This is a genomic window from Nostoc sp. NMS7, assembly GCF_017115085.1.
Classification (GTDB): Bacteria; Cyanobacteriota; Cyanobacteriia; order Cyanobacteriales; family Nostocaceae; genus Nostoc.
The window spans coordinates 26,692-52,730 of record NZ_JABXKJ010000211.1 but is presented as its reverse complement, the minus strand read 5'-3'; the positions used below and the strand labels follow the sequence as shown (position 1 = coordinate 52,730).

At 42.5% G+C, this 26,039-nt stretch carries 33 protein-coding genes; 17 read left to right on the top strand and 16 right to left on the bottom strand.

The window, feature by feature from the left end:
• Positions 1-223 precede the first annotated feature (223 nt).
• The 9 genes from HWQ38_RS24835 (at position 224) to HWQ38_RS24795 (ending at position 6,746) form a co-directional block, all read left to right on the top strand.
• Positions 224-613: a hypothetical protein gene (locus HWQ38_RS24835; protein WP_292798893.1), complete on the top strand. Its 390-nt coding sequence runs from the start codon at positions 224-226 to the stop codon at positions 611-613.
• Positions 600-1,379 (top strand): DNA cytosine methyltransferase, encoded by a 780-nt coding sequence (locus tag HWQ38_RS24830; RefSeq protein WP_292798891.1) that lies wholly within the window; start codon positions 600-602, stop codon positions 1,377-1,379. Before HWQ38_RS24835 ends, HWQ38_RS24830 begins: the two co-directional genes overlap by 14 nt.
• Positions 1,372-3,174 carry a hypothetical protein gene (locus tag HWQ38_RS24825; RefSeq protein ID WP_292798890.1) on the top strand — a complete coding sequence of 601 codons (1,803 nt, stop codon included), beginning with the start codon at positions 1,372-1,374 and terminating at the stop codon, positions 3,172-3,174. Before HWQ38_RS24830 ends, HWQ38_RS24825 begins: the two co-directional genes overlap by 8 nt.
• Positions 3,171-3,407 (top strand): excisionase family DNA-binding protein, encoded by a 237-nt coding sequence (locus HWQ38_RS24820; RefSeq protein WP_292798888.1) that lies wholly within the window; start codon positions 3,171-3,173, stop codon positions 3,405-3,407. Before HWQ38_RS24825 ends, HWQ38_RS24820 begins: the two co-directional genes overlap by 4 nt.
• A 59-nt stretch (positions 3,408-3,466) precedes the next feature.
• Entirely contained in the window at positions 3,467-4,207 is a 741-nt protein-coding gene (locus HWQ38_RS24815; protein ID WP_292798886.1) for an FAD-dependent thymidylate synthase, read from the top strand.
• Between the two features lie 184 nt (positions 4,208-4,391).
• The gene (locus tag HWQ38_RS24810) at positions 4,392-4,859 is read left to right on the top strand and encodes a hypothetical protein (protein WP_292798884.1); all 468 of its coding nucleotides are present in this window, start codon (positions 4,392-4,394) and stop codon (positions 4,857-4,859) included.
• A 3-nt stretch (positions 4,860-4,862) separates the two neighbouring features.
• The gene (locus tag HWQ38_RS24805; protein ID WP_292798883.1) at positions 4,863-5,096 is read left to right on the top strand and encodes a hypothetical protein; all 234 of its coding nucleotides are present in this window, start codon (positions 4,863-4,865) and stop codon (positions 5,094-5,096) included.
• A complete protein-coding gene (locus HWQ38_RS24800) occupies positions 5,084-6,538 on the top strand; it encodes a hypothetical protein (protein ID WP_292798881.1) in 1,455 nt (484 codons plus the stop codon). Before HWQ38_RS24805 ends, HWQ38_RS24800 begins: the two co-directional genes overlap by 13 nt.
• Positions 6,513-6,746, top strand: a complete 234-nt coding sequence (locus HWQ38_RS24795; protein WP_292798880.1) for a hypothetical protein — start codon at positions 6,513-6,515, stop codon at positions 6,744-6,746. The genes HWQ38_RS24800 and HWQ38_RS24795 overlap by 26 nt, the downstream gene beginning before the upstream one ends.
• Positions 6,747-6,874: 128 nt before the next feature.
• Here the strand turns inward: HWQ38_RS24795 and HWQ38_RS24790 are convergent, their stop codons facing one another.
• Together HWQ38_RS24790 and HWQ38_RS24785 are read right to left on the bottom strand one after the other, a co-directional pair.
• On the bottom strand, positions 6,875-7,822 hold the full coding sequence (locus HWQ38_RS24790) for a hypothetical protein (protein WP_292798878.1): 948 nt from the start codon (positions 7,820-7,822) through the stop codon (positions 6,875-6,877).
• Positions 7,823-8,302 carry a helix-turn-helix domain-containing protein gene (locus HWQ38_RS24785; protein ID WP_292798876.1) on the bottom strand — a complete coding sequence of 160 codons (480 nt, stop codon included), beginning with the start codon at positions 8,300-8,302 and terminating at the stop codon, positions 7,823-7,825.
• Positions 8,303-8,393: 91 nt separating this feature from the next.
• Between HWQ38_RS24785 and HWQ38_RS24780 the strand changes: the two genes are divergently transcribed.
• Both HWQ38_RS24780 and HWQ38_RS24775 read left to right on the top strand, forming a co-directional pair.
• Entirely contained in the window at positions 8,394-8,792 is a 399-nt protein-coding gene (locus tag HWQ38_RS24780; protein ID WP_292798874.1) for a hypothetical protein, read from the top strand.
• Positions 8,793-9,044: 252 nt separating this feature from the next.
• Positions 9,045-10,247 carry a transposase gene (locus tag HWQ38_RS24775; RefSeq protein ID WP_292798872.1) on the top strand — a complete coding sequence of 401 codons (1,203 nt, stop codon included), beginning with the start codon at positions 9,045-9,047 and terminating at the stop codon, positions 10,245-10,247.
• A 374-nt stretch (positions 10,248-10,621) separates the two neighbouring features.
• Here HWQ38_RS24775 and HWQ38_RS24770 read toward each other — a convergent pair whose 3' ends face one another.
• The 10 genes from HWQ38_RS24770 to HWQ38_RS24725 form a co-directional block, all read right to left on the bottom strand.
• On the bottom strand, positions 10,622-11,137 hold the full coding sequence (locus HWQ38_RS24770; RefSeq protein WP_292798870.1) for a hypothetical protein: 516 nt from the start codon (positions 11,135-11,137) through the stop codon (positions 10,622-10,624).
• A gap of 172 nt (positions 11,138-11,309) precedes the next feature.
• On the bottom strand, positions 11,310-11,885 hold the full coding sequence (locus HWQ38_RS24765; protein WP_292798869.1) for a hypothetical protein: 576 nt from the start codon (positions 11,883-11,885) through the stop codon (positions 11,310-11,312).
• Positions 11,885-12,142: a hypothetical protein gene (locus tag HWQ38_RS24760; RefSeq protein WP_292798867.1), complete on the bottom strand. Its 258-nt coding sequence runs from the start codon at positions 12,140-12,142 to the stop codon at positions 11,885-11,887. The genes HWQ38_RS24765 and HWQ38_RS24760 overlap by 1 nt, the downstream gene beginning before the upstream one ends.
• A gap of 4 nt (positions 12,143-12,146) precedes the next feature.
• Positions 12,147-12,653, bottom strand: coding sequence for a hypothetical protein (locus HWQ38_RS24755; protein WP_292798865.1), 507 nt, complete (start codon positions 12,651-12,653; stop codon positions 12,147-12,149).
• A gap of 4 nt (positions 12,654-12,657) precedes the next feature.
• The gene (locus HWQ38_RS24750) at positions 12,658-17,328 is read right to left on the bottom strand and encodes a hypothetical protein (protein ID WP_292798863.1); all 4,671 of its coding nucleotides are present in this window, start codon (positions 17,326-17,328) and stop codon (positions 12,658-12,660) included.
• Positions 17,329-17,421: 93 nt separating this feature from the next.
• Positions 17,422-17,940: a hypothetical protein gene (locus HWQ38_RS24745; RefSeq protein ID WP_292798861.1), complete on the bottom strand. Its 519-nt coding sequence runs from the start codon at positions 17,938-17,940 to the stop codon at positions 17,422-17,424.
• 252 nt (positions 17,941-18,192) lie between these two features.
• Positions 18,193-18,417: a hypothetical protein gene (locus HWQ38_RS24740; RefSeq protein ID WP_292798860.1), complete on the bottom strand. Its 225-nt coding sequence runs from the start codon at positions 18,415-18,417 to the stop codon at positions 18,193-18,195.
• A complete protein-coding gene (locus HWQ38_RS24735) occupies positions 18,417-18,713 on the bottom strand; it encodes a hypothetical protein (protein ID WP_292798859.1) in 297 nt (98 codons plus the stop codon). Before HWQ38_RS24735 ends, HWQ38_RS24740 begins: the two co-directional genes overlap by 1 nt.
• Before the next feature lie 57 nt (positions 18,714-18,770).
• Positions 18,771-19,790 carry an ATP-binding protein gene (locus tag HWQ38_RS24730; RefSeq protein WP_292798858.1) on the bottom strand — a complete coding sequence of 340 codons (1,020 nt, stop codon included), beginning with the start codon at positions 19,788-19,790 and terminating at the stop codon, positions 18,771-18,773.
• A 51-nt stretch (positions 19,791-19,841) separates the two neighbouring features.
• The gene (locus HWQ38_RS24725; protein WP_292798857.1) at positions 19,842-20,453 is read right to left on the bottom strand and encodes a hypothetical protein; all 612 of its coding nucleotides are present in this window, start codon (positions 20,451-20,453) and stop codon (positions 19,842-19,844) included.
• A 357-nt stretch (positions 20,454-20,810) separates the two neighbouring features.
• Here HWQ38_RS24725 and HWQ38_RS24720 point away from each other — a divergent pair, with 357 nt between their 5' ends.
• Entirely contained in the window at positions 20,811-21,026 is a 216-nt protein-coding gene (locus tag HWQ38_RS24720; RefSeq protein ID WP_292798856.1) for a hypothetical protein, read from the top strand.
• 171 nt (positions 21,027-21,197) lie between these two features.
• Here HWQ38_RS24720 and HWQ38_RS24715 read toward each other — a convergent pair whose 3' ends face one another.
• Together HWQ38_RS24715 and HWQ38_RS24710 are read right to left on the bottom strand one after the other, a co-directional pair.
• A complete protein-coding gene (locus HWQ38_RS24715; protein WP_292798855.1) occupies positions 21,198-21,611 on the bottom strand; it encodes a hypothetical protein in 414 nt (137 codons plus the stop codon).
• A gap of 111 nt (positions 21,612-21,722) precedes the next feature.
• Positions 21,723-22,130 (bottom strand): hypothetical protein, encoded by a 408-nt coding sequence (locus HWQ38_RS24710; RefSeq protein ID WP_292798854.1) that lies wholly within the window; start codon positions 22,128-22,130, stop codon positions 21,723-21,725.
• 190 nt (positions 22,131-22,320) lie between these two features.
• Here HWQ38_RS24710 and HWQ38_RS24705 point away from each other — a divergent pair, with 190 nt between their 5' ends.
• Both HWQ38_RS24705 and HWQ38_RS24700 read left to right on the top strand, forming a co-directional pair.
• Complete coding sequence (locus HWQ38_RS24705; protein ID WP_292798853.1) at positions 22,321-23,091, top strand: BRO family protein; 771 nt, start codon at positions 22,321-22,323, stop codon at positions 23,089-23,091.
• The gene (locus HWQ38_RS24700) at positions 23,088-24,194 is read left to right on the top strand and encodes a hypothetical protein (protein ID WP_292798852.1); all 1,107 of its coding nucleotides are present in this window, start codon (positions 23,088-23,090) and stop codon (positions 24,192-24,194) included. The genes HWQ38_RS24705 and HWQ38_RS24700 overlap by 4 nt, the downstream gene beginning before the upstream one ends.
• A gap of 309 nt (positions 24,195-24,503) precedes the next feature.
• On the opposite strand, the gene HWQ38_RS24695 is transcribed toward HWQ38_RS24700, so the two are convergent.
• A complete protein-coding gene (locus tag HWQ38_RS24695; RefSeq protein WP_292798851.1) occupies positions 24,504-24,815 on the bottom strand; it encodes a hypothetical protein in 312 nt (103 codons plus the stop codon).
• Positions 24,816-24,882: 67 nt separating this feature from the next.
• Complete coding sequence (locus HWQ38_RS24690; RefSeq protein WP_292798850.1) at positions 24,883-25,080, bottom strand: hypothetical protein; 198 nt, start codon at positions 25,078-25,080, stop codon at positions 24,883-24,885.
• Between the two features lie 135 nt (positions 25,081-25,215).
• Between HWQ38_RS24690 and HWQ38_RS24685 the strand changes: the two genes are divergently transcribed.
• The 3 genes from HWQ38_RS24685 to HWQ38_RS24675 all read left to right on the top strand — a co-directional run bounded on the left by HWQ38_RS24685 (position 25,216) and on the right by HWQ38_RS24675 (position 26,001).
• Positions 25,216-25,437: a hypothetical protein gene (locus HWQ38_RS24685; RefSeq protein WP_292798848.1), complete on the top strand. Its 222-nt coding sequence runs from the start codon at positions 25,216-25,218 to the stop codon at positions 25,435-25,437.
• A gap of 80 nt (positions 25,438-25,517) precedes the next feature.
• Positions 25,518-25,802: a hypothetical protein gene (locus tag HWQ38_RS24680; protein WP_292798846.1), complete on the top strand. Its 285-nt coding sequence runs from the start codon at positions 25,518-25,520 to the stop codon at positions 25,800-25,802.
• Positions 25,795-26,001, top strand: coding sequence for a hypothetical protein (locus HWQ38_RS24675; protein WP_292798844.1), 207 nt, complete (start codon positions 25,795-25,797; stop codon positions 25,999-26,001). The genes HWQ38_RS24680 and HWQ38_RS24675 overlap by 8 nt, the downstream gene beginning before the upstream one ends.
• Positions 26,002-26,039: the final 38 nt, after the last annotated feature.

The window sequence follows — 26,039 nt, the reverse complement described above, 5'->3', positions numbered from 1 at the left end:
TAAGTACACAGCGCCCAAACCCAAAGTAGATTCACGGGCGATCGCAAAACAATGGTTGCAAAATTAAACTACCCAACCCGACGCCAGCGTCGTCGCCAAAGACATCAGAGAAAAAACCAACTAGACGCGATTGCACTTAAGAAAATCCAAGGCAATATGCTTTGGTTATTTACCACCTTTGGATACTCCCGCCTGACATGAAATTACCAATAGTTTTATAAAGATGAAAATCATAAACGCTCGCTGGTCTGCTAGTGATGATTGTGTAGGTGCCGGCAATCCTGAAACTTACGTCTGCGATTGCTCTTGGCCGATGCCAATAGATTCAGAACGTGAAGAATCAGCAGCCCAAATCGCGGCTCATATAGTGCGATCGCACAATTGGGTACTGGATTTATCAGAAAAACAAGTGCCACTTGATTTTTTAATTGAAGCTTGCGATCGGGTTATTGAGCGCAAAGCTCTACTGACTGTCACTCTTGGCGTGATTGGGGATAAGGGGGCGGAAATTGCCGATAAACAATTAAAGCTAATTCAGCAGGCAATTTTTTTTCTAAGGGATGCAAGGGATCTTGAAATCAAAAGGGATCGTGAAATCGATGGAAGCCATTAGCCTTTTCTCCGGCATCGGCGGATTTGAGGTTGCCCTCAATCAAGTTTTTGGCAGCCAAGCACAAGTAATTCAATCGGTGGAAATTGATCCAGATGCTCAAAACGTGTTGCGATCTCACTTTCCCGATACCCCAATTCATCGAGATATCTGCACCTACAACCCCGATGTCAACTGGAATTATACAGACGGAATCGTGTTTGGTGGATTCCCTTGCACTGATGTCAGCAACGCTGGAAAAAGAGCCGGACTTGCCGGACCTAAATCCTCTCTTTGGTTTGAAATGCTCCGAATCGTCGCCACAGCCAGACCCCGATTTGTCGTTGTGGAAAACCCTACAGGGCTTATCCACAACGGACTTCGAGCAGTGCTTGGGGGACTCCGAATGGCAGGATATCAGTGGGACCATCCGCAAATCATATCAGCTGCGGAAATCGGCGCACCCCACCAAAGGGAGCGGTTGTTTATCGTTGCCTACCCTCACGGCTGGAGTCAAGATAAAGAGCAGCCGCCCTCCTGGGCAAGTCAAGTTGGAAGTGAGACTGCGATCGCTCGGACTAATACCCCCTTCCCAGCAATTGAGCAGCGAGATGATGGCGCTGTTTATGGGCTTTCCCCCGAAGTGGACAGCGTGCCTGTCTCAGTCCCCAAAGGTACACCAGGGAGAATCCGCAGCCGCTATCTCTACGGGCGATCCGTTATCCCTGCCTGTGCTGCGATCGCCTTCAGTAGAGTCAAATTCCTTCAGGAGTGGTGGCGAGATGCTTGAAAAGGTAGAGAGTGACAGACATCCCCTTGATTTTTACGAGTCGCCCTCATGGTTTGTTACTGAATTATTACGCCATGTGAAATTGTCTGGTGTGATTGGTGAACCTTGCGTAGGTGGAGGTGCGATCGCCTCCCTTCTCCAAGTTTGGCCGCATACAAAACTTATCTGGACAAATGATATCGATCCAGAAAAAGCGGCTGATTACCACCTTGACGCGATCGCACCTGAATCATGGGATCTGTTTCCAGAGTGCGATTGGATTTGTACCAATCCGCCTTATGGGCAAAATGCCGCACCAATTATTAAAAATGCTTTTAAAAAGGCGCATGTAGGTGTTGCAGCGTTTCTTCTGACAAGTTTTCTGGAACCTTGCGAGGATCGGGATGCTTTTTTAAAAGAACATCCACCATCGCTTGTTTTAACCCTGCCTCGCTACTGCTTCCGCAAGGATAAGAAAGGTAGTCGCTGGGCAACAGACAACGCCACTATCTCATGTTTCGTGTGGGACAAAAGGGCAACACAGCAACGGATTATTGTCCGTCCTAAATCTGAAATTGTTGGCTTTTATAAAAATCCTGATCGTGCGATTAGCTTCTCAGAAGCGCAAGGAATTGTGGCGGCGATGTCTACGACGGGCGTAGATGCAGCTAGCGGTGAAATTGAAATAACTACAAATTATGAAAAACCTATGGCAACTACAACATTCCAATTTTCGGGAACTCAACAAATCGCTAACCAAATCGCCCAAGTACAAGAGCAGCTAAATCAACTCACCACATCTCTGAAGCCATACCAAGAGTGCGAACAGAAAGCTGAGGAATTGCGGCTAACTGTGGCAGAGTACGGGCGTGAGATGACCACAAAGGGAATTCCCCAAGAAGACATTTTAAACTGGGCTAAATCGCTTTATAGCAGCGCTAGTGGTGTAGAGTTTATAAATAATGATAGCGGAGTAATTGCTGCACAAAATGAGGTTATTAGTGGTTTAAAGACTGAGTTAGCAAGAGCGACTGTACAACGGGATGATGCGATAGCTTCGCTCGCCGTAGGCATCGCAGAATCGGAAAAAATAGGACGTGAATCAGTAGCACTATTGCAGGCGCTTGAGAGTAAAAAGAGGGAATTGAAAGCTTTGTTGGAGCAACAGACAGACACCGCCACAATTGATGTTTTGCGTCAAGAAAACGCTTCTTTGATTGCAAAAAATCAGGAATTGGAAGTCATGACGGATGACATGGACGCACAGCTAGCAGAACAGCAGTTAATGCCAGAGGTCGAAGTATTGGAGCAGCAAATTTATGAATTGCGATCGGAGCGTGACAAGCTTGCAATAAAACTACAATTTTACGCGGCGAGTGAGGCTTCTCCTACTGTAAAAACTAAAGCCAATACTATTCCTGAGCAAATAATCAGCGTTTTAGTAGGTCAAAGTGGCTTGTCAGGAAATCAGATAATTGAATCTTTGAGAATGGACAGCGAATCTGGGCGAGGAATCTACACGGCACTGAATCGACTTTTAACTGAAGGCATTATTTCTCGCAATCCAGACCCACTAGACAAGCGACGGAACCTTTATAGCTTGTCATCAAATAAGAATACTCAACAATTAACAAATAATACTCAACACGATACCTTGGCGAGTTCCGTATCAGAAAACAATACTCAACAAAATACTCAACACGGGCTAAACCTTAGCTATCCGCTAACAACAAATAATACTCAACACGATACCTTGACGAGTTCCGTAGGTGGTGAGACTGAACTTGTAGCGATGCCTGTGGAGGTTGCAGCGTGACCACCTACTCAGTCAAACAAGTGGCAAAAACGCTTGGGATAGGTACTTCTACAATTAATCGGTGGATAAGGCTTAATTATCTGAAAGCTATCCGCGAAGGCTCCCGTACCTACTCAATAAATAAAGAAGATTTGAAAAACTTTTTGGCAAATCCACCCAGTTATAGGGGCAGGGGTTGCAGGGCAAAAGGACTTGTTGCCCTGATTGATAGAGATGTATTGAAAGCGCTGTAATTATTATAGTCTTGTGCAGAAAGAACAGATATTGAATTAGTGCCGATGGAGGTGCAGAAGTGAAAATTCCAACCTTAGAAGACCCGCATTTTATCGTTGAACTTGACGGTGATGCCAGTAGCCCTAACCCACTACGAGCAATTTGGAGGGCACAACATCAGTGTGTATCTGAAACTTTTGTAGGCAATGATTGCCCAATTCCTAATGACCCTGGTGCAGCAATCATCAAACATCAGTTAGTGAGCGATCGCGGTCATTATTCAGTATTAAGATTCGCATTTGCAAAGTTTAATATAGGCGGTTTTCCGCACGATACAATTATGCAAATGCGGACACATCAGGGTTCGGCTCATCTAGTCCAGAGCAATCGTTTTACTTATGAACGTTTCATCAAAGTTGCCGAAGACAGGCTAGACGTTGAAAAAGTATTTTACTTTCGCCCAGTCGGTTTTTATAGCGATCGCGGAGGTAGAAAATACGATTATCTAGAAGAAGAAAGGGATAAAGATAAACGAAATTCTATTGAAGCTTGCAAAAACTACGCTTTTAAAGTTCAATGCCTAAAACACTCTTACGAACATGCAAGGCATTGTTTACCGCAAAACCCAAGACAAGAATACACCTTAGCTGGAGACATTGAAGCTACGTTTCACTGGTTGGATCAAAGAACGAAAGCTGATGCCGAGCTAGAAACAAGAGTACTTGCGGAAATGGTCATGCAAAAACTTGATTTGTGGATACCGCCACTAGCCCAATGGTATCGAAAGGAAAGATACGGTAAGGCAATACTAGCACCGTAAATTATGAGTATAAAACCATCACGAAAAATATTTAAAATGCAAGGTCGGAATTGGTACATTACTATCTTTTTGCAGCCAAACTTCATGCTGAGAAAAATAAGGTTTAAAGATTATTTCTGGCATAACTATTTACAATTGGGTTGGCTGGAATTTGGATTTATGTACAGACATACTGGAGGTTTAGATGATTAAATTTCTTGCTGAACTACAAAATGGTGGAACTTTGTACGGATTTGGATTAGCAGAGGCTAATCTCAATAGGCTGGAATTCAACAATGAACCGATATTTTTTGACTTCGAGTATGCGAAACATCCTGAACTCTTTGGATTAATTTTGTATTTTAATGAATTTGAAGAGCCTGCTGAAATTGCCGAAAATATTGAAGCGGTACAAGAGCGCTCTATTCCTTTTATTGATGAGGAGCATGGTGTGAATGGAGACACCTTGAGAGTTTTCCCGATAGCAAAAAGAATAATGCGGGAAATGAGAACTCCACTCTGGAGTTTTCAAACCAAGGCTACTATTACTAATCCCAACGATATGCAAATGTTCTTTTCTGGACGCACTGAACACGAGCTTGAGCAGTACTTTTTGGAGAAAGGACTAATCAGCCCTAAAACAAAACGGACATACAAGGGATTTGGAAAATAGTACATGGAAGATCCAATCAAATCAGGGATAATTGCGGAATTGAAGAGGGGCGATCGCTTCGCGTCCGAACTCAAGGACGCACTAAAAATTAAGCGATACCCAGAGTTATGGACAGCAATTTCTGAGCTAGAAAAAGATGGGATAGTGGGGCATTATTTTAAGGAAACGCCACCAAGCGCGACCCTGGCTTATACGCTTGTGCATAAGGAATTGAATCGACCTTTTTGGAGGCAGTAGTAATGCAGAAATGTGTTCATTGCGCGAGTCTGTTTGCATCAGCTAAAAGCTTGCGTAAATTCTGCTCATTAGCTTGCTCGAATAAGTTTAGAGAGAAGCCAATAACCAAAACTTGCTCTGTTTGTGATAATCAGTTTACAGATACAGGCAGAGCAAGGCGGGTTTTTTGTAGTAGAAAATGTGCCAACAAAGGCAGTTATGAAAATCTTTGGACTGAGGAAGAAAACGATAGACTACTCAAGCTAATCAACAAACTGCCAGTTCGGATTATTGCTAGAGATTGGAATACTTACGCCGCCAAAAAGGGGTGGAATCAGCGCACAGAAAACGCGGTGGGCGACCAGATAACTAAGTTATGCAGAAAACACAACTTGACCAGTGTTTGCACCAAGGATGAGTTTAAAATGACAACTTTAGCTAAATTATTAGATATTAAAGTTGACAGGGTACGAAGTTGGGTTAGGGGTGGCTTGGTTGCAAAAACCCTGAACGGTAATGTTGGATTAAGATGGAATTCAGTTGCGATATCTAAATCCGATTTAGAAGAGTTCGCAAATAAACGCCCCGAAGTATTCTATGGGATTAACCCATCTTATTTAAGAAAAGTAATTAACAATAAATCCGTAGTTGATAAAATAATTGAAAGGACAAATACCCAATTACTAAAAAAGCGCGACTATGCCATTGTTAGACTAGATCAACCTGCCGTGTATCAGAATACCGAAGAAGCAGCGATCGCTGTCAATATGACTCGCCAAGGTATTAGATATAATTTAGAACACGGCGAAGCTATGGTTAATGGTGCTGAATGGGCGCGATTAGAATATGCCCTTTTTATTGTGCCTTCTGCAATTCGCAATGAATTTAATTACCACGCTGGATGGATATTAGTAGAAGTTTATCAAGATTTGAAACGAATCGACGGGTTTTCTAAAAGGTCAGTTTTGCCAACCGCAAACAGGATTGCAGTTCAAGTGACAATTATGGCTTTCAAGCGAAATCATAAAGAGGCAGTAAAAGGCATCTCCTTGACTCCTAAAAAAGATATTTGTGAATTTTGGAAAGAAAAAATAATTGCTAATATTCAGAAATTTTATCAAAGGGAAGATAGTAGTTGCTTTAATTGGATACTATCGGCTATTAAAAATAAAGTCGAACATATTATTAAAGACAAAGTAGAATTAGAAGAATTTGCGCTAGACACTATCAATGAGCTTAATAAATATTTTCTAAATAAATCTTTTTTACCTAACGGATATCAACCAAAAACAGCAATTGAAAGAGCAGATTACTATAGTGCTATTTTTGGTTCCTCTATGGCGACAATTGATGTTAGCTCAGACAAAAGGATGTCAATAATTATTTTAAAAGCACTTAAACATCAGCATGAGCAGCAAATAACGAAAGAGGCTTATAATGAACAATTCTTGCGACACAACTAAATTTTTGAATAATGAGCAATTGGTGCTTATACTTTTTTGGTATAAGCATCCCAATGAAATTATTTATGAAGTAGTCTCAGATGGTTGGCAATTAGGAGATAAGCGCAACTCTAGTCACGGTTGGGTTGAGTGTGTTTTGGCAAGTCGTTTAAGTTGTCAAACTAATATTTTTGATTTCTACAAATACAATTTAGCAATATGTCACTGAGATACTCACGCCGCCCCTTTGTCCAATGTGCTTTATAAATCGGGGGACGTTGTGATAAAGGAGCGATACCAAGGGCGGGCTTTCCTGCGGAACGCCTACGCTTTGTAATAACCATTTTTGCTCGTCATTCATCGCTCCATGTCAAACCTAAAGTTATGGTCTGTTGGTACAATATTTGTTACCTGGCATAATGGTAATTTTTCAAAATCAGCCCCGTACCCCATACTCACCTCAACGTACCCTTCCCCAATTCGCATCACAGTTTTAGCGGGGAATAAATATTCATCTATTAGTCCATCTGCCGCATCTGATAAAAGTGGGCATAAATCACCAATGTTATCTACCGCTAATATAAAATGGGGGTTTTTTAAAAAAATAACTGCCTGATTCAAAGCTTTTAATAGCTTTTGTGCAAAATCCCGAATATTTTCTACTTTAGGTTGTGGAACATTATGTAGTAAACTCAAAGTTAAAAAGGTTTCATCTGGCGATCTCTCAAATCCATCGTCAGGCATTTTAGCTGCAAAACTCATTAGATTCTCAGCCCACCAATTGCATCCCGTAATTATTTCCTGCTGCAATGGCAAAGGTGAAGGGGCTTTGAATAATGTTAAATCAATGTATTTCTTAACATCTTCAAGACTATAGGAGTGTGGATTTTCCCTGTTGAAATCACATAGGTTCATCGCTTCATAATTGCCTACAAAAATCTTTACGCTATACACCTCACCAAAAGGATGTAAAGAAAGTGTATAACCCCTGTAATCGTACCAATCGCTATCATCATTAGTGAAAAACAGTGAACTTGAAATTGCCTCTGCTATGGACTCAAATCTGTTTACTTTACCAGCGTGTTCTGGTGGAAATTTTATAGTTGATTCTCTAGTATATTTGATTTCGGTCGAATATTTTTTTTTGCTAACAACAGTTGCAACCACTTTAGGGGTTTTCACAGAAAGGCGATAATCTCTATAAAAGATTTGTTGACCAACACTCAAAGCTTCTCGTTCTTTATTAAGCATATTTTTCACCTTTATTAATAATTCGGTTTGAAGTATTGCGTGTAGTGACATCATTTATTTCTCCGATGGTAAAGAGCGATCGCCCCCCAATACCTCAAAATTTTCCCACAAACTATCAACATATTCTCTCAAATCTTGCGGCCTCACTCGCCAACCTTTGAATTTTATCGCGTTCAATTCTCTAGATTTGATCGCAGTAAGTAAACGCGATCGCCCAATTCCTGAAATCAATGCCGCTTCACTCAAATTCAAGGTTAACTTGAAGCTCAATTCCATAATTTCAGTATCAGCGAACAATTGGTATACAGGTTGTTGCACTGGCATAATAGGAGACTCATGAGTAATCGCGCCTTGATAGGTAGGGCTGCGCTCCTCCTTGATTCTCTCCAACTCCTTCAAGGGAAAAAACGGCGCTCTTCCATGCTCAGTGTTTTCGTAGCGTACAGCAACTTTATGTTTTTTTACATACCTTTCTAAAGTGCGTTCTGAAATATTGAGATAGGCTTGAGCCTCCTTCTTGTTTAATTCCGCCAACTTCCGTCACCTCCGGCAAATAAGTTGTCTTCAGTTTAGATTGGCACTAGGTAAAAATCAAGTTACGTTGGTCATAAAGCTGATTTCATTTATGACTCAGGCTACCAATTTCATATCGATACTAATTCGAGAAATACTTCATCCACTATTTGAAGATATCAAGGAGATTAAGCAAATGGCTTCAGAAATTCTTACCGACATTCAAGCAGAAGATGCAACCCTTCAAACATTAGACGACCGGATTTCTCAGGTTGTAACCGATTATCAAGCTGCTGCCCAAACCCAAAAGGATGCTTATAGCGCACTTGATGAGAAATATAATGCACTCCTAGCGCAAGCCGGGACATCTGTAGACCCAGCAGAATTAGCTGCTGAGAAACAAGCGATCGCGGATTCTACAGCCAAGGTTGATGCAATAATCGCTAGGTTACAGCCTGCAACAGATTCATCGTCTCCAGCTTCGGCACAACCTCAATCCGCGACAAACTGAATACTTTCAGCACTCCTAATAGGGTGATCAATAAATAGAACCCCCAGCAATGTTTTTGACAGAGTGTCGGAAATTACAGTTAGTGGCACTTCTATTTAAGTAAAGATGGAAAAGAAAAAACTAGGGTAACGGCATTACCCTAGTTTTTTCTTACCGAAAAGTTGGGTCTAAAGCCCCGTCCTTCCAGGACGGCTTTTTCTTGATTATTGCTCATGGCTGTGGTAGAATTACGCTAGGTGTAAAGGCGTAACCATGCTTGTATTCGAGGCAAAACTTAAGGGTAGTAATGAGCAATATGAAAAGCTTGATGAAGCAATTCGTACTGCTCGTTTTGTCCGAAATTCTTGCCTTCGCTACTGGATGGATAACAAGGGAATTGGGAAGTATGAACTGAGCGCTTATTGTGCTGTTCTGGCTAAAGATTTTCCCTTTGCTAACAACCTCAACTCGATGGCACGACAAGCTTCTGCTGAACGGGCTTGGTCTGCAATCACTCGGTTTTATGACAACTGCAAAAAGAATGTAGCCAAAAAGGGTTTCCCGCGCTTTAAGAAGCATCAAACACACGGCTCTGTAGAATACAAAACCACAGGCTACAAGCTTTCGGAGGATAGGCAAACTATCACTTTCTCCGATGGTTTTAAAGCAGGGAGCTTCCGTTTGTGGGGAACCCGTGATTTGCACTTCTACCAGTTGAATCAGATTAAACGAGTTCGGGTTGTTCGTCGCGCTGATGGGTACTACGCTCAATTCCTCCTTGATGTTGAGCGGATTGAGAAACGAGAACCAACGCATAAAACCATCGGATTGGATGTCGGTTTGTCTCATTTCTACACCGATTCGGACGGGCAGACAATTGAGAATCCCCGACATCTCAGGAAGTCTGAAAAATCCCTCAAACGTCTTGGGCGTAAACTTTCTAAGACTAAAAAGGGTTCTAAAAATAGAGTCAAGCGTCGCAATCGTTTGGGTAGAAAGCACCTCAAAGTAAGTAGGCAGCGTAAAGATTTTGCTGTGAAATTGGCAAGATGCGTTATCCAGTCTAACGACTTGGTTGCTTATGAAGATTTGATGGTGCGGAACATGGTTAAAAACAGAAAGCTTTCTAAGTCTATTTCTGACGCAGCATGGTCGGCTTTTCGTGATTGGTTGGAGTATTTCGGCAAAGTTTTTGGTGTGGCAACGGTTGCTGTTCCACCTCACTACACTAGCCAGAATTGCTCTAACTGTGGGGAAGTCGTCAAGAAGTCTTTGAGTACAAGAACTCATAAATGTCACCATTGCGGATTTGTATTAGATAGAGACTGGAATGCTGCTCGGAATATATTAGAGCTTGGACTACGTACCGTGGGGCACACGGGAACGCTTAACGCCTCTGGAGACATCGACCTCTGCCTGGATGGGGAAACTCCTCCAAGTAAGCCGAGTCGCGGAAAGAGGAAACCCAAGAAGTGATTCTTGGAATCACCGACCGTTTACGGCGGTGAGGATGTCAATAAATATTGAGACTATTTCAGAGATTAGACCCGTTCGGTATTGCTTCCTTTACTGCTTTTTGGATCTGCTCAATAACCATTGGGTGGATTGCTGGAGGAAGAGGGTCATTGTATCGTGCAATAAGTCGAGTTTCAATCGCGTCTGTACTGATATATGATCGGCTGACTGTTTCCAGCGCTTGGACAATATCTGAAAGCGATGCCTACGGCTGGCTACGCCTACGCGGCGTTGCGTTCAAAGCCAGTAATCGGACTAATAACTGCCTTAAATATTCCTCAGCATTGCTAATCTCTTTAATGATTTCCTCGTTATCTGGCTGCATATTTTCATCCTTATTTCTTGTAATGTACTATACCAATAGCATTTGCTGCTGGCACATGAAACCACGCTTTATTATATTTAATTGAGTATATGGCTCCTGCGCTTACATCAAAAAGTGAGGCTATCTCCCGCGCTGTCATTGAAGTATTTTGAAGTAAATATTTAACTTGAGAAACTTCTACTTCTGATAGCTTGGAATTTCCCTTTTTAAAAGTTCCTTGTTGACTTTCTAATGCGTTTAATTTACGTTTATTCAAAAATCTATCTATTCCAGACTTATTTAATCTAGACTTTGATTCAATTAATTCTGTTAATTTTTCTAGAATTTCATTAGAGGGATTAACAATAGATATCGTTGAATAAAGTTCGGTTGTTATAATTAGTCGCGTATAACGTTCAGATATATTATATAGACTTCCTATTGCAGCATATGTATCTCTTGTGCATGAATTTCTGCTACTTCTTATTACCGAGTTATCGGTGTGTTTCCCTAACCATTTTATCTCTCCAATTTCTTGGTCGGTCAACTTTTTATAATACATAATTTTCCCACCACACTGCTTGCATTTAGCGGTGAGAGTTGTCACCGCGTCCATGAAAATGAGCCTACCGAAGATGAAGAAATGTCGGCAGACTCATTGATTACGATTCATTAGGGTGCTTTGACAACAACAGATATAATTCTATCTCAGCTAGCAGCTAGGGACGTAGATCCACTTCACTAAACTTAAATTCCCACTCTGATAGGCAATAATCCATCTGAAATCCCCGAACGATCGCTGGTCGCTTCTGAATATCTATCCGTCCGTATCTAGTCGTTGCCAATTCCCCATTATAGACAGCAGTGTTTGGATCATCACTTGGCTCAGGAGAGCAAAAATCAATTATTTTAATGGGTGTATATGTGGTGTAAGAAGAGGTATTGGCGATCAATGCCAACCTCTCAATAATGTAAAAAACAAAAGCCGTCTGTTGCTTAACTGTTGCCGTAAAAATCCTACGCGTGGTTGTATGTTGCGCCACAGTCGCGTTAAAACTTGGCTTAAATCCTCTGTCCCCTTGCACCTCATCAGCACTCTCGTAATTTGGGAATAATCGCAGGTAAACATAATCTGCGCTATCACCGTAATTAGTGGGGTCGAACTGCCATAAGTTGTAGTGACTGGGGTTAAATAATTCGATAACTGATAGAGGCGATCGCACTAACAATTGTTTGTTGATGAAGGGCGGTAATAGCTGAGATTGAGCGGCTTGGATTTCTGAGAGTAGTGTCATTAGCGATCGCGTCCAATTCGAGCGGTAAAATCTCTACTTTCCTGCATCAATTCTTCAATAATATCCGATCCCTCTTCTTCCGTAATTTCTTCTTCACTTAATTTAGCCATCAATGCTAAAACAGATACAGCCCCAGCATAAAAAGCTCTCCTAGTTTCTTGCAATTGAACTGGTGAACAACCTTTAGGTAAAACTTGTGCCTCATAAGATTGCCAGTGAGAGGAAATGGTTAATTTAATTCTCTTGCGTTTACTCATCGTTTTATATGTGGCGATCGCTTTTGGGTTTACCTTTTAGCCACCGCAAAAACTTAATGTTATACCACCCTACCAACTCCCCTGAATTAATTTGAGCCATACCCCAAATCTCTAATAAATAAACAAATGTTCGCATAAACAAAGCTAAACTTGCTTCTACCCGAAAATAAACCCACCAATAGACCCAAGCTAAAGGGTAAACATCGGTACGCACACAAATCTTTTTTAAAGCATAGGGTTTATCCCAAACTTCCTTGTAATTCCAAGGAACATCTACACTTCTAACGTAAATCTCTGGCATTTCAAAAGGGTAGCCCGTGGAATAACTCTCATCCCACTCTACCCTTATTGTACATATTGGCAACAAGGGGACTGCCATGACATTTTTACCTTGGAATCCCCAACTATTGCCCTCTTTGTCCACAAAGAACTCTGTAATTTCTAATTCTTGGCAGAGCGTTTTAAGTGATTTAACTTCAATTCTTTCTATTAATTTTATCGGTTGTAACATGAAATTATCTTGTCAGTAACACCCCTAAATCATAAAGCTGTTTTCGGACATCTTGAGTCACTTTGTTAGCAGCTTTCCCGTTGGTAGCATCATCTCCAGTAAATTGATTGTTAAGGGTAATATTTACTGCTCCCACCGTCTTTTGAGTAGCTGCCTGCACATCACTAGATTTTACTTGAATTGGCGAAGCAGCTTGCGTCCCAGTGATTAATCTTTGAGTGGATTGTGGTATCTGTGGTATCGCTCCAGTTGACAGTACCCCTTGTATCATCGCTTGCAACTCTGCCAACTGAGAGGATATTGCGCTGCCGCCCCCCAATGCATTGAAATTTACATTTTTGGCATAATCCCTGGTCGAAGTCACCCCACCCCGTTTTAATATATCTTCTCTTAAACTCCTTAACTCCCTTCTCCCTCGTCCCTTGCTCACCCTAGCATTGGCCAATCCAAGGCGGTTTTGGTCATCCTGTAATTGCTGAGTGCGTCCCAAATTGTCCAATTCTTGTTGTCCTTGGGTAGTAACAAGTGTCTTCTCTTGTCCCAAAAGCAAACCTTTAAACTGCAACCTCAACTCCTTGTCCACTGCTGATTTAACATCTAGTGCAGCTGTATCCTTTTCCTCTTGAGTCACCCCAAATTTCGCCTCCACTTTTTTCTGTTCTTTCTGCGCCTTTAATGTGGCTGAAGCCGCATCAGACTGCTCACCTTGTAGTTCCAATTCTTTCATAGCCAAGTCAATCTGTTGCTGTTCCTGCTTCTCCTTAGTGATCTCCTTCTCAATCTCAAATGATGCCCGCGCTGAATTGAGACGATTTTCCGCCGCCGTCTCCGCAAGTCGCGCCTGTTCCCGTTGATTCTTGGTGGTTTCTTTTAATACATTGAGTTCCCCTTCATAGAACCCAGCCACTGAAGAAACTAAATTTTTCTTCGCTTCCAGTAACTTGATTTGATTCTCAAGGGTACTGCTGATAAACTTTTGTAATTGCTCTTGCTTCTCCAGCGCTTGGTTTTCAGCAGTAGCATTATTTTGAATCTGCTGAATTTCTTTATTGAGTTTGTCTTCGACAACCCTAAACGCCGCTTCTCGTTGTTGAACTTCGTTATCAATTAGTGACTTAGTTATTTGAGAAGTTTTCAGTCGTGATGCCCTAATTTGACCCTGACGCTGTTCTTCCTTGGCAGGGTCGCTAAATGGTGGTAGTGCCTCAAGTTGGGCAAGTCTATCTTTCTCAAGTGCTAATTCCTTTTTAATGCGATCGCCAGCCGCATCCGTTCGTAATTTCTCCGCTTCAACTTTGTGGATAGTTTGAGTGGCTTCTAGTTTGTCAATTTCGACTAAGCGATCGCTCTCAGATTGACTAACAATATCAGTCGCTTTCTTCTGTGCTTGGTCAATAAGTGCAACTTGCTGTTCTTGGTTTTGAGCGATCGCATCAACCCCGCGCTTACGTATATCCGCCTCTTGTGCATTAAGTTCATCAAGCCTCTGGGCATCTCCCGCCTTCACAGCTTTGACTCGTTGGCGTTGCACTTCGTCAAGTTCAGCCTGTAAACGTTGCTGAGTCAGCAATAGGGACTGCTGGTTGTATTGCTGTTGAGACACGATACCTTCAGCCAATGAAGCCGCTAATTCCTTCTGTTCATTGTCAAGAAGAGCGATCCTAGCCTTTGACTTATCCTCATCAAATTTCTCAACAGCATCAGCCCCACGCTTACGTATATCTGCCTCAGTCGCATTTAACTCATTAAGCCTCTGAGTATCCCCCGTTTTCACCGCTTTTGCCCGTTGACGGTTCACTTCGTCAAGTTCAGCCTGCAACCGTTGTTTCGTCAGTGCTAGGGACTGTTGGTTAAATTGCTGTTGTGATACCTCACTCTGGGCTAATTTGGCGGCTAATTCCTTCTGTTCGGTATCAACTAATGCAATCCGCACCTTTGATTTTTCCTCCTCAAATTTCTCTGTAGAGGCAGCAATTTTTTGGCGGATTTGTGCCTCTTTCGCGGCGATCGCCTCAAGTCCTTCCTTGTCACTCTTAGGTAATTTTGCCCTTTCTTCCTCTAATTGCTTGATTTCAGCCTCACCTTTGGCTTTGGTGATGGTGAGCGATCGGGCATTGTATTCTTGCTCGGTTATCAGTCGCTGGGCGTTTTGGGAGTCAAGAATTTGTTGTTGTTCATCATATTCTTTTAGTGCCTCAGCCCTACGATTTTTTCTTGATTCAGATTGAACGGAAGATAATTCTCCTTCATTTTGCTCTAGCTGAGACTTGCGTTTAACTTCGGATTCTGACTGAATATTGAGTGATGCCTGAGCCGCATTTTTTTGTGATTGCAGCCGTTCTAGATTGGCTTGCTCTAGCCTAGCTTTCTGTTTATCGTCTGCTGTATTACCTGGATTGGCTGTTAGCCTAGCTTGGCTTGCAGCAATTTCTTTGTTAATGCGGTCAACTTCAGTATTTACCTGAGCAACACGCAGAGCATCTTCTTTTTGTATGGCCGACTTAATTAACTCAATTTCTAACTGTAACTGGCGCTCCTTAGACTCCAGAATTTTTTGCTGTCCCTCAAAATTCCCTATTACCTCATCGTCAATTTGAGCCTTAATCTTTTGCTGACTAACTTTAGCTAATTCATTCAAGCGATTAAGCGAGTCTTCACGGGACTTGACTATCGCATCATCAGTACTTTTTTGTAAGTCGAGTGTTATCCTGGTGTCGTCCCGCACAATGGCCAGCCTCGCCTCAGCTTGCTGTTGGCTGATATCCCCAGCCTTCAACTGTTGTTGAGTATAATCGACTACATCCTTAGCTGCTTGCTTGAATTCCGCGTCAGTCGCCGGGTGGTTGAATTTAGCCAGCGCCTCATTAACTTTATTCCCCAATTGCTGATATTCATTGCCTAATACTTGTAAGTCCTTAGGTTGCAACTTCGTACCTTCAGAGTATTTTTGTAACAACTTGATCTGATTCTCTAGGTCTTCAATTTCAATTTTTCGCGTCGCTTCTTGTTCTGGGCTGAGATTCTGTAATTCTTTAATGCTTTTAATTTTATCTTGAATTGATTGAACCTCATTCTGCTGTAGGGACTCCAATCTTTTGGACTGTGCCTCTTCTTCTGCATCAAGGCTACCATTAGCAATTCTAGAATCAGCTAATACTTTCAATTTTTTGGCTAAATCCAAAGTCTGTTCGCCTTGGGCATCTATTTGTTTTCTATATTCCTCAAGTTCTTCATTGCCGTCCTCTAAATCCTTCCTTCCCTTGACTTCAAGAGTAAGTACAATTAATCCCCCTAAAGCAATCAAGGGTAAAAGTGGAGCTAGCGCAGCTGTAGCCGCAACTCCAAACGTTGCTAATTCTGGGATTGCTGCTGCAATCCCAGCCTGAAGTGCTGGAAGTCCGCCCAAAGCCAAAGTATTAATTACTACTTCAAATCCACCAATCGCAGTGTAGGCAGCGCCAGCAGACTCACCAAATATGATGATTTGAGAAATGACGCTAATAAGATTTATGCCTAGCCCAACAATTGCGGGCTGCAACAAGCTCAGAACCCCTAATAAAAGGCCAGTCTCTATCAGGATTTGACCAAAGGGAGAGTTGGAAATCTTTGACAGTTCTAGGGCGATACTAGCTATTAAATCGAGTACTGGAGCGGTTAGCTGAACTAAAGAAACTAGCAGGTCTGCGATCGCTCTAGTTGCATTCTCAGTAGCAATCAAATTAGCATTTAACTCATTCCCTATCGCTTGGGCTAATTTTTCTATAATTGGTTGTAATATTGTGGCTATTTCCTGAATCCTTGTACCAATTTCTAAGAAAAAGCTACTAATTCCTGAAATTACGCCGATTATTGTTTCTCGGTTGTTTTTTACCAACGTATATAGAATATTTAATTGAGTGACAATCGGCTGTAGAAATGGCTCACCTGCAATCCTGCCAAATTCTAAAAATAATTCTCTCCCGTTGGCAACGACCCCATCAATTGTTTGGGCGGCGAGAGCATTACCGGCTCGAAATGTTGCTAGTTTTTTATTTAGTTCGTCAACAAATACACCTTGCGATTTCCATCTGTTAACTATTTCATTATTTAAATTTAAAGCACTTGCCAGTCTATTTTCGCTGGAAACTTGCCCCTGTAAAATTAGCTTCAACTCGTTGCTTGTTTGCTGGAGGGGGATTTTTAAAGTTTGGGTGGCCGCGCCAAATCCCAAGGCTAACTCAGTGGATTGCTGTAGACTTGCCCCAATTTTCGAGCTTTCATTAGCTACTGATTGAAATAGCGGAATGAGGTCGTTAGACGTAACCCCGACTAAATCAAAAGACCCTTTTCTCAAATCAGCGATCGCCTGATTTACGGGTTCAGTTAATGCCTGAATTGCTTTGGTCGGGTCTTTAACCTCAAAACCATCTGAGATGACTTTATTCGTAGCCGCTAAGGATGCTTGTGTAGCAATTAGCTGTCCTTGTAGCTCTACGTTTTGACCAATTAGTAACTGATAAGCTTGTTGACCTTGGGCGGCAAAGTCTGTAATTGCTTTTTTAGTTTCGTTATAAGCAAGACTTAAAGCACCAACAACGCCAACATTCTCTTTTAGTCCAGAGATAATGTTCTTGACTACAGGCGACGCTTGGTCGATCGCTTGGAAAATCAACACCAATGGTGAAATTGCTGCCACAGCGAGGCTCCCAGGATATAATTAATACATCCTGAGTGCTACAACCCCAGTGTATTAGCAAAATGGGCGATTGAATAGCGATCGCCCTATTTGTTATTGATTAGTATCTTTAAATAATGATTTAGTATCGCTGGAGGTTTCCTGCCAAATCATCTGCAACATTGCTGACTTATCAAGAGAATCGCTTTTGTGACGCATCGGTTTAGTAGCGATCGCCTGTTCCGCTTCCTTTTTAATGTCGGGTGATAACTCAAAAATCCTTGGCAAGATAGCATCACGGCATTCGGAGGCAACGTCATACTCATCCTTCAAGAAAGACTCTGCTTGCGAGAGATCGCATCTCCACCAATCAACAGCAGCTAAGTGGCTATTTAATACTTTGCTAAGTTTTTTAGCTGTTTCTGAATCCTTGTCCTTTAGTAGATAGGTGTCTACTTCAGTTTTTGCGGATATAACCTGAGTGGCATAGTTGCCGATATTAGTCCCCACACTAGCGGCTGAATCGACTTGCTGTAATGATTTTACGGCTTGACTTAACTCTTTTGAGTTGTTATTGCAAGCCGTAATTAAGCAGGATAAAAGACCTGCGATTGCAAATGCATGAATTTTCATTGAGATTTTTTTGGCAGAAAACAACACGGCAGAAATATAAGCAAGGCGGGAGCGACCCGCCATCTCTGCCAATTACGTTGTAATCTATTACACAAAGGATTAATAACGGTAAAGACACTGATTACTTGCGATGCCGTTCGCGCACAGAAGGGCATCGCACCTACACCAAACATCTATTTCCCCGCCTCAAGAAAGCTAGTTACAAAAAAACACCGCTCATTAAGCGGTGTTCAAATAAGTTAAGTATTGTATCTAATTTTTCTCGTGAATTTCATCCGTGGCCTTCTCCAGATGCCCCACAACCTCTTCAAGCCTTGGTTGCTCACTTGCCCAGTTAGCAATAGCGTGTAACAAGTCTTCAAAGCTATAACCTTCGGAGAGTAAGACAAGCATGAATTCGTGAAAAAACTCTGTTAACCCATCACGGCGAGAATCTTGCAAGCCGTGGCGAATTCCCCTAATCGATTCTAAATCCATTACTCCTGACCCTCGTTTAACTGTTCAGTAAGTGCGGCTATTCTGATTAGATGTTGGTCAATTAATTCTTGAACTTCCTTGCGTGACTCTTGTGTTGCCACTTCAATCTGGCGTTCTTTGTAAATCTCAATATAATCAGAGTATTCATCCACTAAAACGGTGTAACTCCAGCCTTCGCCCAGTTCATAGGCTCTCTGTGTACCAGGGGGATGATATTCTAATCCGGTGATTTCGCCTTGTTTTACCCGTTGTCCAAAATGATATTTGGGCAGTTCCCAACTGTTAGGAATTTTCATTTATTCTCCTCTACAAAATAAGAAAGAGACGCATTATTGCGCCTCTAGGTGAATAACTTAAGCAGAATGCACTGGTACGTTTTGTACATTTGCTGATTGGATATGCTGCATCCACTGCTTAATCGCCGCTAGCTCCTCAAATTCTGGACTAATCGCGCTACTTACGTGCTTTTTAAAAGAATTTTCAGCATGATTAGGATGGTCGATTTTATCAGCAGCCCAAGCTAAACACATAGTTTTTATAAGTTCGTCAACTATATGTGGTTCAAGCTGACTGGGAAACTTGGCATCCTGAAAACTTAACCATTCCTTGACCAAATCAACAGGGTAGTCAAGCAAGGTGCGTATTTGCTTAACTCGTAAGTCTTGCGGGTGTACTGCTGCCACAGTTGGGGCGCCTGATTGCGTAACGGGCGCAGTACTCATCCAATTCTTAAGAGCTTGCGCCAACTCTAATCCTGGTTTTAGCCAACTGGTATCTTGCAATTCTGGGCAACGAGATTTACTGATGTAGAGTATGTGTTCAGCAGAGAGTTCACCGGCAATGTCAAATTCGTACTCAATCCCCGAAGTTTGAATGGGAGCAGTACCAATTTTCGTTGGTTTCATCTTGCCGTTAGAATCCCTTTGTGTGGTATCCCACTCAGTCTTGCTCCGCATCGTAGCAATGATGTGGCATCGGGAACTCACAATAGCATCTAGTAATTTTCGCTCCAAAGGACGAACATTTTTCCAGCCGTCAAAGCTGGTTCCTCCTCCCCGATTAGTGCCAGCTAACTCTAATTCGGCATACCAAGCATGACTTAGTGAGTCGATGACAATCACTTCGTAACCAGCCGCTTCAGCCGATTTAATTGCCTCAATGTATTTAGCTGGATGATGGCTGTCAAGTTCACACACATCAAATTGAAATAGGTCAGCGTAGCGACTTGCAGAGCCTCGCTCAGTGTCGATAACTGCTATCTTCTGACTGATATCTGAAGCAATTGCTAAGGCGGAATAGGTTTTACCCGCGCCTGCTGAACCACTCAGGGCAAGGCGGATCTTTAAATTTGATTTGGTTGCTGGTTTAAACATTTTTCCTCCAATATTTTTGGGTGGGACACCGCCCACCCGTTGACTTTTGTTTTATGCTGCTAGCAGTTCCATGCGATCGCTTGTTGCGCTCTTATTCTTCAACCGCTCCCATTCCTCACTGCTAAGTTCGTCAAAGGGTTTATCTAGTAAGTCATCTACGAAGCGTGCAACAGTGGGAAACGTTTCCTCTAAGAAATTCTCTACAGCTATTTGGTGTTTACACTTGACCCCTCGGTAGTGACAATCAGCACACTCACAGCGTCCTTTAAATTCGGGGTAATTAGGACGCACCACATAATAGTGGTCATTCTCACAGTTGTGGACGACAAACTCATCCCCATGCTGTTCTAATACTTCAATCGTTGCGGCTCGTTCTTCTCGTGTTGTCAATGCCTGAACTTGGCAATGATTATGCTTGGATAATGTGCCTGCAATATACTGTGACTTCACCCAATCAGTCGCTTGGCAATAAAGACTGGTGCGATAAACCTCAATTCCAGAAACAGACACGTACCAAGCGTTTAAAGAGTTGAAAGCATCGTGGGAAAGTTCAGCAATCGTTTGACCGTTGGCTTGTGCTTCAAAGTTGTAGAAGCCGTCAATGTCGGTGAAGGTTACGTCATTAGCAGAGAGTGCTTGCTTAGGGTAAGTCGCATGGGTCATAATCAAATCAACTCCATCTTTGTGGTGAGTGTTTCAAAAAGCGATCGCACAACTTTCCAGGCAGGGCGATCGCTTTTTGGTGTCTATATTTAGTGTAAGACAGTGGCTAGCCACTGTCAAGCAAATAGCGAGAAATATCTAGCCAAAAACATTGATATGTCTAGACAAAGGGGTTTAGCCTTATTTATAGCCACTGGCTAGATTGTTTCGATATAGTGTTAGTAATTAAATTACCGCAATAAAATGTCTGAGAAGTCTAATGGCGTTGCCAGAAAGCGAAACGCACAACTAAGTATTCGCATAAATGATTCCTTATATGAGGAGTACAAGAGCCTTCTCGACAGGGAAGGTATAAGCATGACAAGTGACATCGAAAGTTATATTTCTCAACGAATCGGCAGAACACTCAAAGCTGATAACGTGATTGATTTCACTGAAGTACTTAAACAGCAGCAGCAAGAAATAGAGGTACTTAAAAAACAGCAGCAGCAAGAAATAGAGGAGTTGAGAGCGATGCTGGGGGAATTAAAGGCGGACTGGCCGCAGAAAACCAGCAACTCAAAAGCCAGCTAGAAACCTTCTTAGCAAGCGCTAAAAATCTAGTAAATATAGCAAAGCAATCGCCCCCTACAGATACCTAGGGGGCGATTGCTTTTTGAATGGCTAGCATCTGGCTAAATATTGCTTGCAATATATCTAGCCAGATGCTAGCCTAGTTTTTAAGTATTTCAGAAGCAAAATTAATTATCTCCGATGATAACCTTCAACGAATGTGCCATTGGAGCGAGTGTAAGAGTGAACATAGGTTCCACTATTGGAGCCAGAATAACTAGGTGCATAACTCGGACTGTCGCTATAGCCAGAGCGACTACTTGCGGAGCGATCACCGCACGCTTTAACTGATGAATCAAATTGCCAAGAGTATTGACAATTTCCTCTTTTAGTACTGGAGGAACCACCAACATAATCATTTTGCTGAGATACGCTTGCTGGCATTCCATCGCCGCACAAGCTTCCTAAATTAATTATTTTGCCGCTTTCAGCTTGCATATAGCAAATTGGCTTCGCGGCTTCCTCAACCTGTTGTGCTACAGCAGTGTGACCAAAACCAAAAACAGTTAGTACAGAAAAAATGCAGCCGATACGAACAAAATTCATGTTAAATACTACCAAAATATCAATCGCTTGGTTGAAGTGGAAAAACATTTATATACAAGGTGAGAGCGATGGCACCGAGAGCCGTAGGCATCGCTCTCAACAGGAAACGTATCACCAACCACGAGCGTCGATAGCGTGACAGTAATAGCTCATTGCAAGGCTAGCAGGGTTGTCTGTTGTTCTGGGCTGAACTTGTTGGTGTACTTTCTCTTCGGTCAACTTAACTCCTTGACTGTAAGTTCTGAGTGCGACAATCGACAAGCTTTCATCTCCACAGGAAGACCGAACCAAGATTTCGGTCATCAAGTCATTTTTCATTTGGTAAATCTTGAGAACATGGCCAAATCTGGGTTCGCTCTTTTGCATACTAGTCCTGTCCAGCAAAAACGGATCGCCATCACTGTCAAACCCAACGTTCACAAATTTTTCTGCACGTTGACCAACGGCTGCACTGTTCAAACTTAAGACTGAAATAGTTATGGCAGACAACACTACTGTTAAACGCTTGAGATGCTTCATGCTGGATACTGAGTGGTTAATATCCTTATTTTTAACTTTTTATCAGTAGACAGTGTTGCAGTAAACACACTGAAAAATATTTAAAGTTTGCGTGAATCGAATCTAGCTTTTGGCTCTTCCTGAAATGAATTAGTGACTTCGCACTGATGTGGAGCCAGTTTTACATAAGAATTTTATACGGAGAATAAGTATGTCGGATCTCACATTGACTAATGACGGTGTAAATCCATTTGACCAAATCAGGCTTCTTGATGCAGAAGGTATTGAGTATTGGGTTGCCCGTGACTTAATGCCCATACTGGGATATCAGCAGTGGCGACGATTTTATGAGGCCATATCTAGAGCGATCGCCGCTTGCCAAAACATGGGGCATGAGATTGAAAAGCACTTTTTGCCGACGGTGGCAAAAAGTATAGGAGGTAGACCAGGGGATGATTACAAGCTTTCTCGCTATGCTTGCTACTTGACAGCAATGAACGGCGATTCTCGTAAACCAGAAATCGCCGCCGCACAAAACTACTTTGCTGTTAAAACCCGTGAGGCAGAGTTAGCCCCGCAATCTCAAGAACTAGTTTCTCAACTGCTGTCCAAGTTTGAAGAGCAAAGCCAGGTGATTAAGGAGCAGGGTAGAGTGATCGCAGAACTCCAATCCCAAGTGCAAAACCTGCTACCGATATCAGCTGACTTTATCCCGCCTGGATGGGACGCTCCTGTGTGGGAGAAGTTACCGCTACAGGATAAACGACATTTTAGGTTTATGTTTCGCCGTCGTCGGTTCCGTCCTGGCAATGAATCTGATGTAAAAACATTGCCTGCTATCACCAGTCATCAGGTAAGACTTCAGCAAAAGGCTGAGGTTGAACGACTGACGGGTGTTGTATCAGAGGAAGAAAAACAGAGATTTGACGCACTCAAACAGCAGGTGTTGAAACAGTATCGCTCATTTGGGGGTGAGTCATGAGTGTGGCAGTAGCATCAAAAAGCAAGACTACCAAAGTGTTTAACCGCCGCCACTGGATTGTTCCAGAAGAAGACACGGTATTGATGGTGGATCAGAAACCGTGTGTCTTAAAATTCTGGCATCAATGCTGGTTAGCAGACCCTTACGGATCGCGTTGGATGAAGCTAGCAACCAACCTTAGTGATTCAGCTTTTAGGTTTGCAAGAAGAGCATTGGAAGCAATGCGTCTATTCATATTCCGTCGCATCAGTTCAGAAAGCGACGGCAGAACGTCCTATTGGGAAGTCCGAAATTTACATGGTGCTAGGGTCAAGGATTTTTGGCGTGGCGAAAAATCTCAGGTGGATACCGCCTCAAATAAACGGGATATCACCTCAGAACAAGCGAATACCGCAACGAATAAACCGGATATAGTTATTCAAACCCCTGCTGTACAAGCGTTTCAAAACCCTTCAGGAACTCCTCAAGAACACATCAGCAACTCTTCAAAAGAGTTGCTGATGTGTGTCTCTTCCACGCCAAACGAGATTTTGCAAGGTGATGAGACGGCGATCGCACCCTTTGGGGGTGCATCGCCTCAAACTGTCGAGGGCGTGGAAGAGAAAGACTTGCCTATGGCAACCGACTGCACGACGCTAACGCTCGTGGATGCTACAGAGAGTCAACCCACTTCGTTGCTGGCTGAAAACCAAAATTCTGGTGTTGAGCAGAAAGACTGTCATGAGGGCTTTTGTTCCGCCGCGCCTGCCGCGCAGCATGAACAAAACCTTACAAACACCGAGATATTAGACATTCTAGATGCTGCAAATCAGGGAGTTTGTCCGTCCAAAGAAGCGATCGCAGACCTGCTAGAAACACCTCATGCGCGAAGTCTTTTGGGTGCAATCGTAAGCAACCCGCAGTGGGGTATCAATTTGTCGGATTACTCCACAGTCCCGCAAGATTTTGCTCAGAACTCTAAGTTGCGATCGCAGCGACTTTCAAGACTTAAATCCTATGCGGCAATGGGGCAATGTCCCCCTGAAGAATTCCTGCAAGAATGCCAAAATGACCCAGTGCTAAGGATTCAAGTTAAACGAATGGGCGTATTGCGAACTATGTAGCAAATATATCCACTTCTACCCGTTATTCTTCTCGCTGAATGGGAAGTATAAAATACAGTCTATTGGATACTTAAAATGCTTTTTAATTTATGCAAGTCATCTTTTCGTTTTAACAGACATAAATTTTTGGCTTTTTTCCTAGCTGCTTCAACCGTTCTTCCTTTAATACCTACAAAATCTGTTGCACAATTTGCTTTATCAGCATCGCCAAATCATACTGCTCTCTTTCCTGATTGCTTAAACGTACTTACCCTGTGGGATTTTGGAGCGGAAATGCGTACTGGGGGATGAGGATGATCGCAAGCATCTTTATTGATATCCAACTTGTGGATCTACTCGACCAATGCCCAATTCAAGTAATTTATTCTTTGTCCCGTCACGATCAACACAATAATAATATTTTTTATCCCGAATATTCGCTAGGTAATATCCAGACTTGCCTGCATTAATTCGGAATAATTCAACTACTATTTGTCCTTCAGTAATGTCATAAAGTGCTTTAATATCCTCATGATTTGTTGTAGTGGTAGTTACAAATGATTCCAGATTTTTAATGAACCAACGCCCATTTCTGCACTCAAATATCCGAAAGTAGCTTGGGTAGATAATAGTGGTATCCATGAGTTAAAATCTGATAAAGTGGCTTTTTAAAGCCCCTCCACAGGGGTAGGGGCTTTAAACAAACTAATTAACCTTGAGGATTATCCTCATTCTCTTCTAGCTCTTTTGGAGCATCTTCCGCAGGAACAACCTCTCGTTCGCCTGTAGCTAAGTTTTCCTTGAACCAGTCAGGCTCTCGCGCGGGGTTGTCTTGTGGAATCTTCTCATAAACATCAATGTCATTGGGGTTGGCATCTTTGTTTTGTCCGTTTCCAGATTGAGTCATTTTTTACACCTCCTGGCAAGGGGTAGTGTTTTTTGTCCCTTGTATATCGACTATAACCCGGTTAACCGGGAATGTCAACGATTGACTTAATTATTTTTAGCGATTATTATGGTGGCTATCACTAGTTAACCAGCAATGACCAATCCCACGCCAGTACAGTCAGAAGGTTTTAAGAAGCAGCAATTTAAAGTCTACGACGAAGAATTGACAGAGCCATTATCAAAGAAGGTAACGGGCTTGAAGTTACCGCAAAGCATTCACGATGCCCTGCATGCACTTCCACAAGAAGAGAGGGTGAAATACCTGCGGCGGATAATTTGTGAGGCAGTAAAGCGAGATTTGATTGTTGGGGATTGAGGGCGATCGCAAGTTTAGTACTACAAGAGGTGGAGGAGTCCCTCACGATATGCGAAAGCTGATGCCGGAGGGTGAGGGCGATGGCACTGAGAGCCGCTCTCCTCGCAACTCGTCATTGTGTTCTGCTTAATCTCGATAAAATAGATACTAAAGGTCAACATGAAGTGAAGCAGACCACAGTTACAGCATTGCTTGACGCTTATAACAGGTTGCAAGAGATAATATTCGACTTGTACGCCGAATATGAGAAAGCAATGCAGAATGAATTTTATGCTGACGCTAGTCTCTTGGAGGCAAGAGCCGAAAGACTTTTTGAAGAAGCAGAATCAATCATCGTAGTTATTCAAGAGCAAACAAATGGATAGAGAACGACTACTAACTATTGCCTCTGAAGTTAAAGATTTCAGTAGCAGGGGAATTGAGTTGATACGCCTTGGTAAATATGTCGAGGGTCATTCTTTAATGCGTCAAGCCGTTGATGCTGGGAGAAGGTCGCGGGGTTTGATTAAACAAGGCCAAATCCAGCAAACTTTACAAGCCTTAGAAAAAACACATCCAGGATAGACTGACATATACTTTTTTTGTAAATTCGCCTGTAGTAG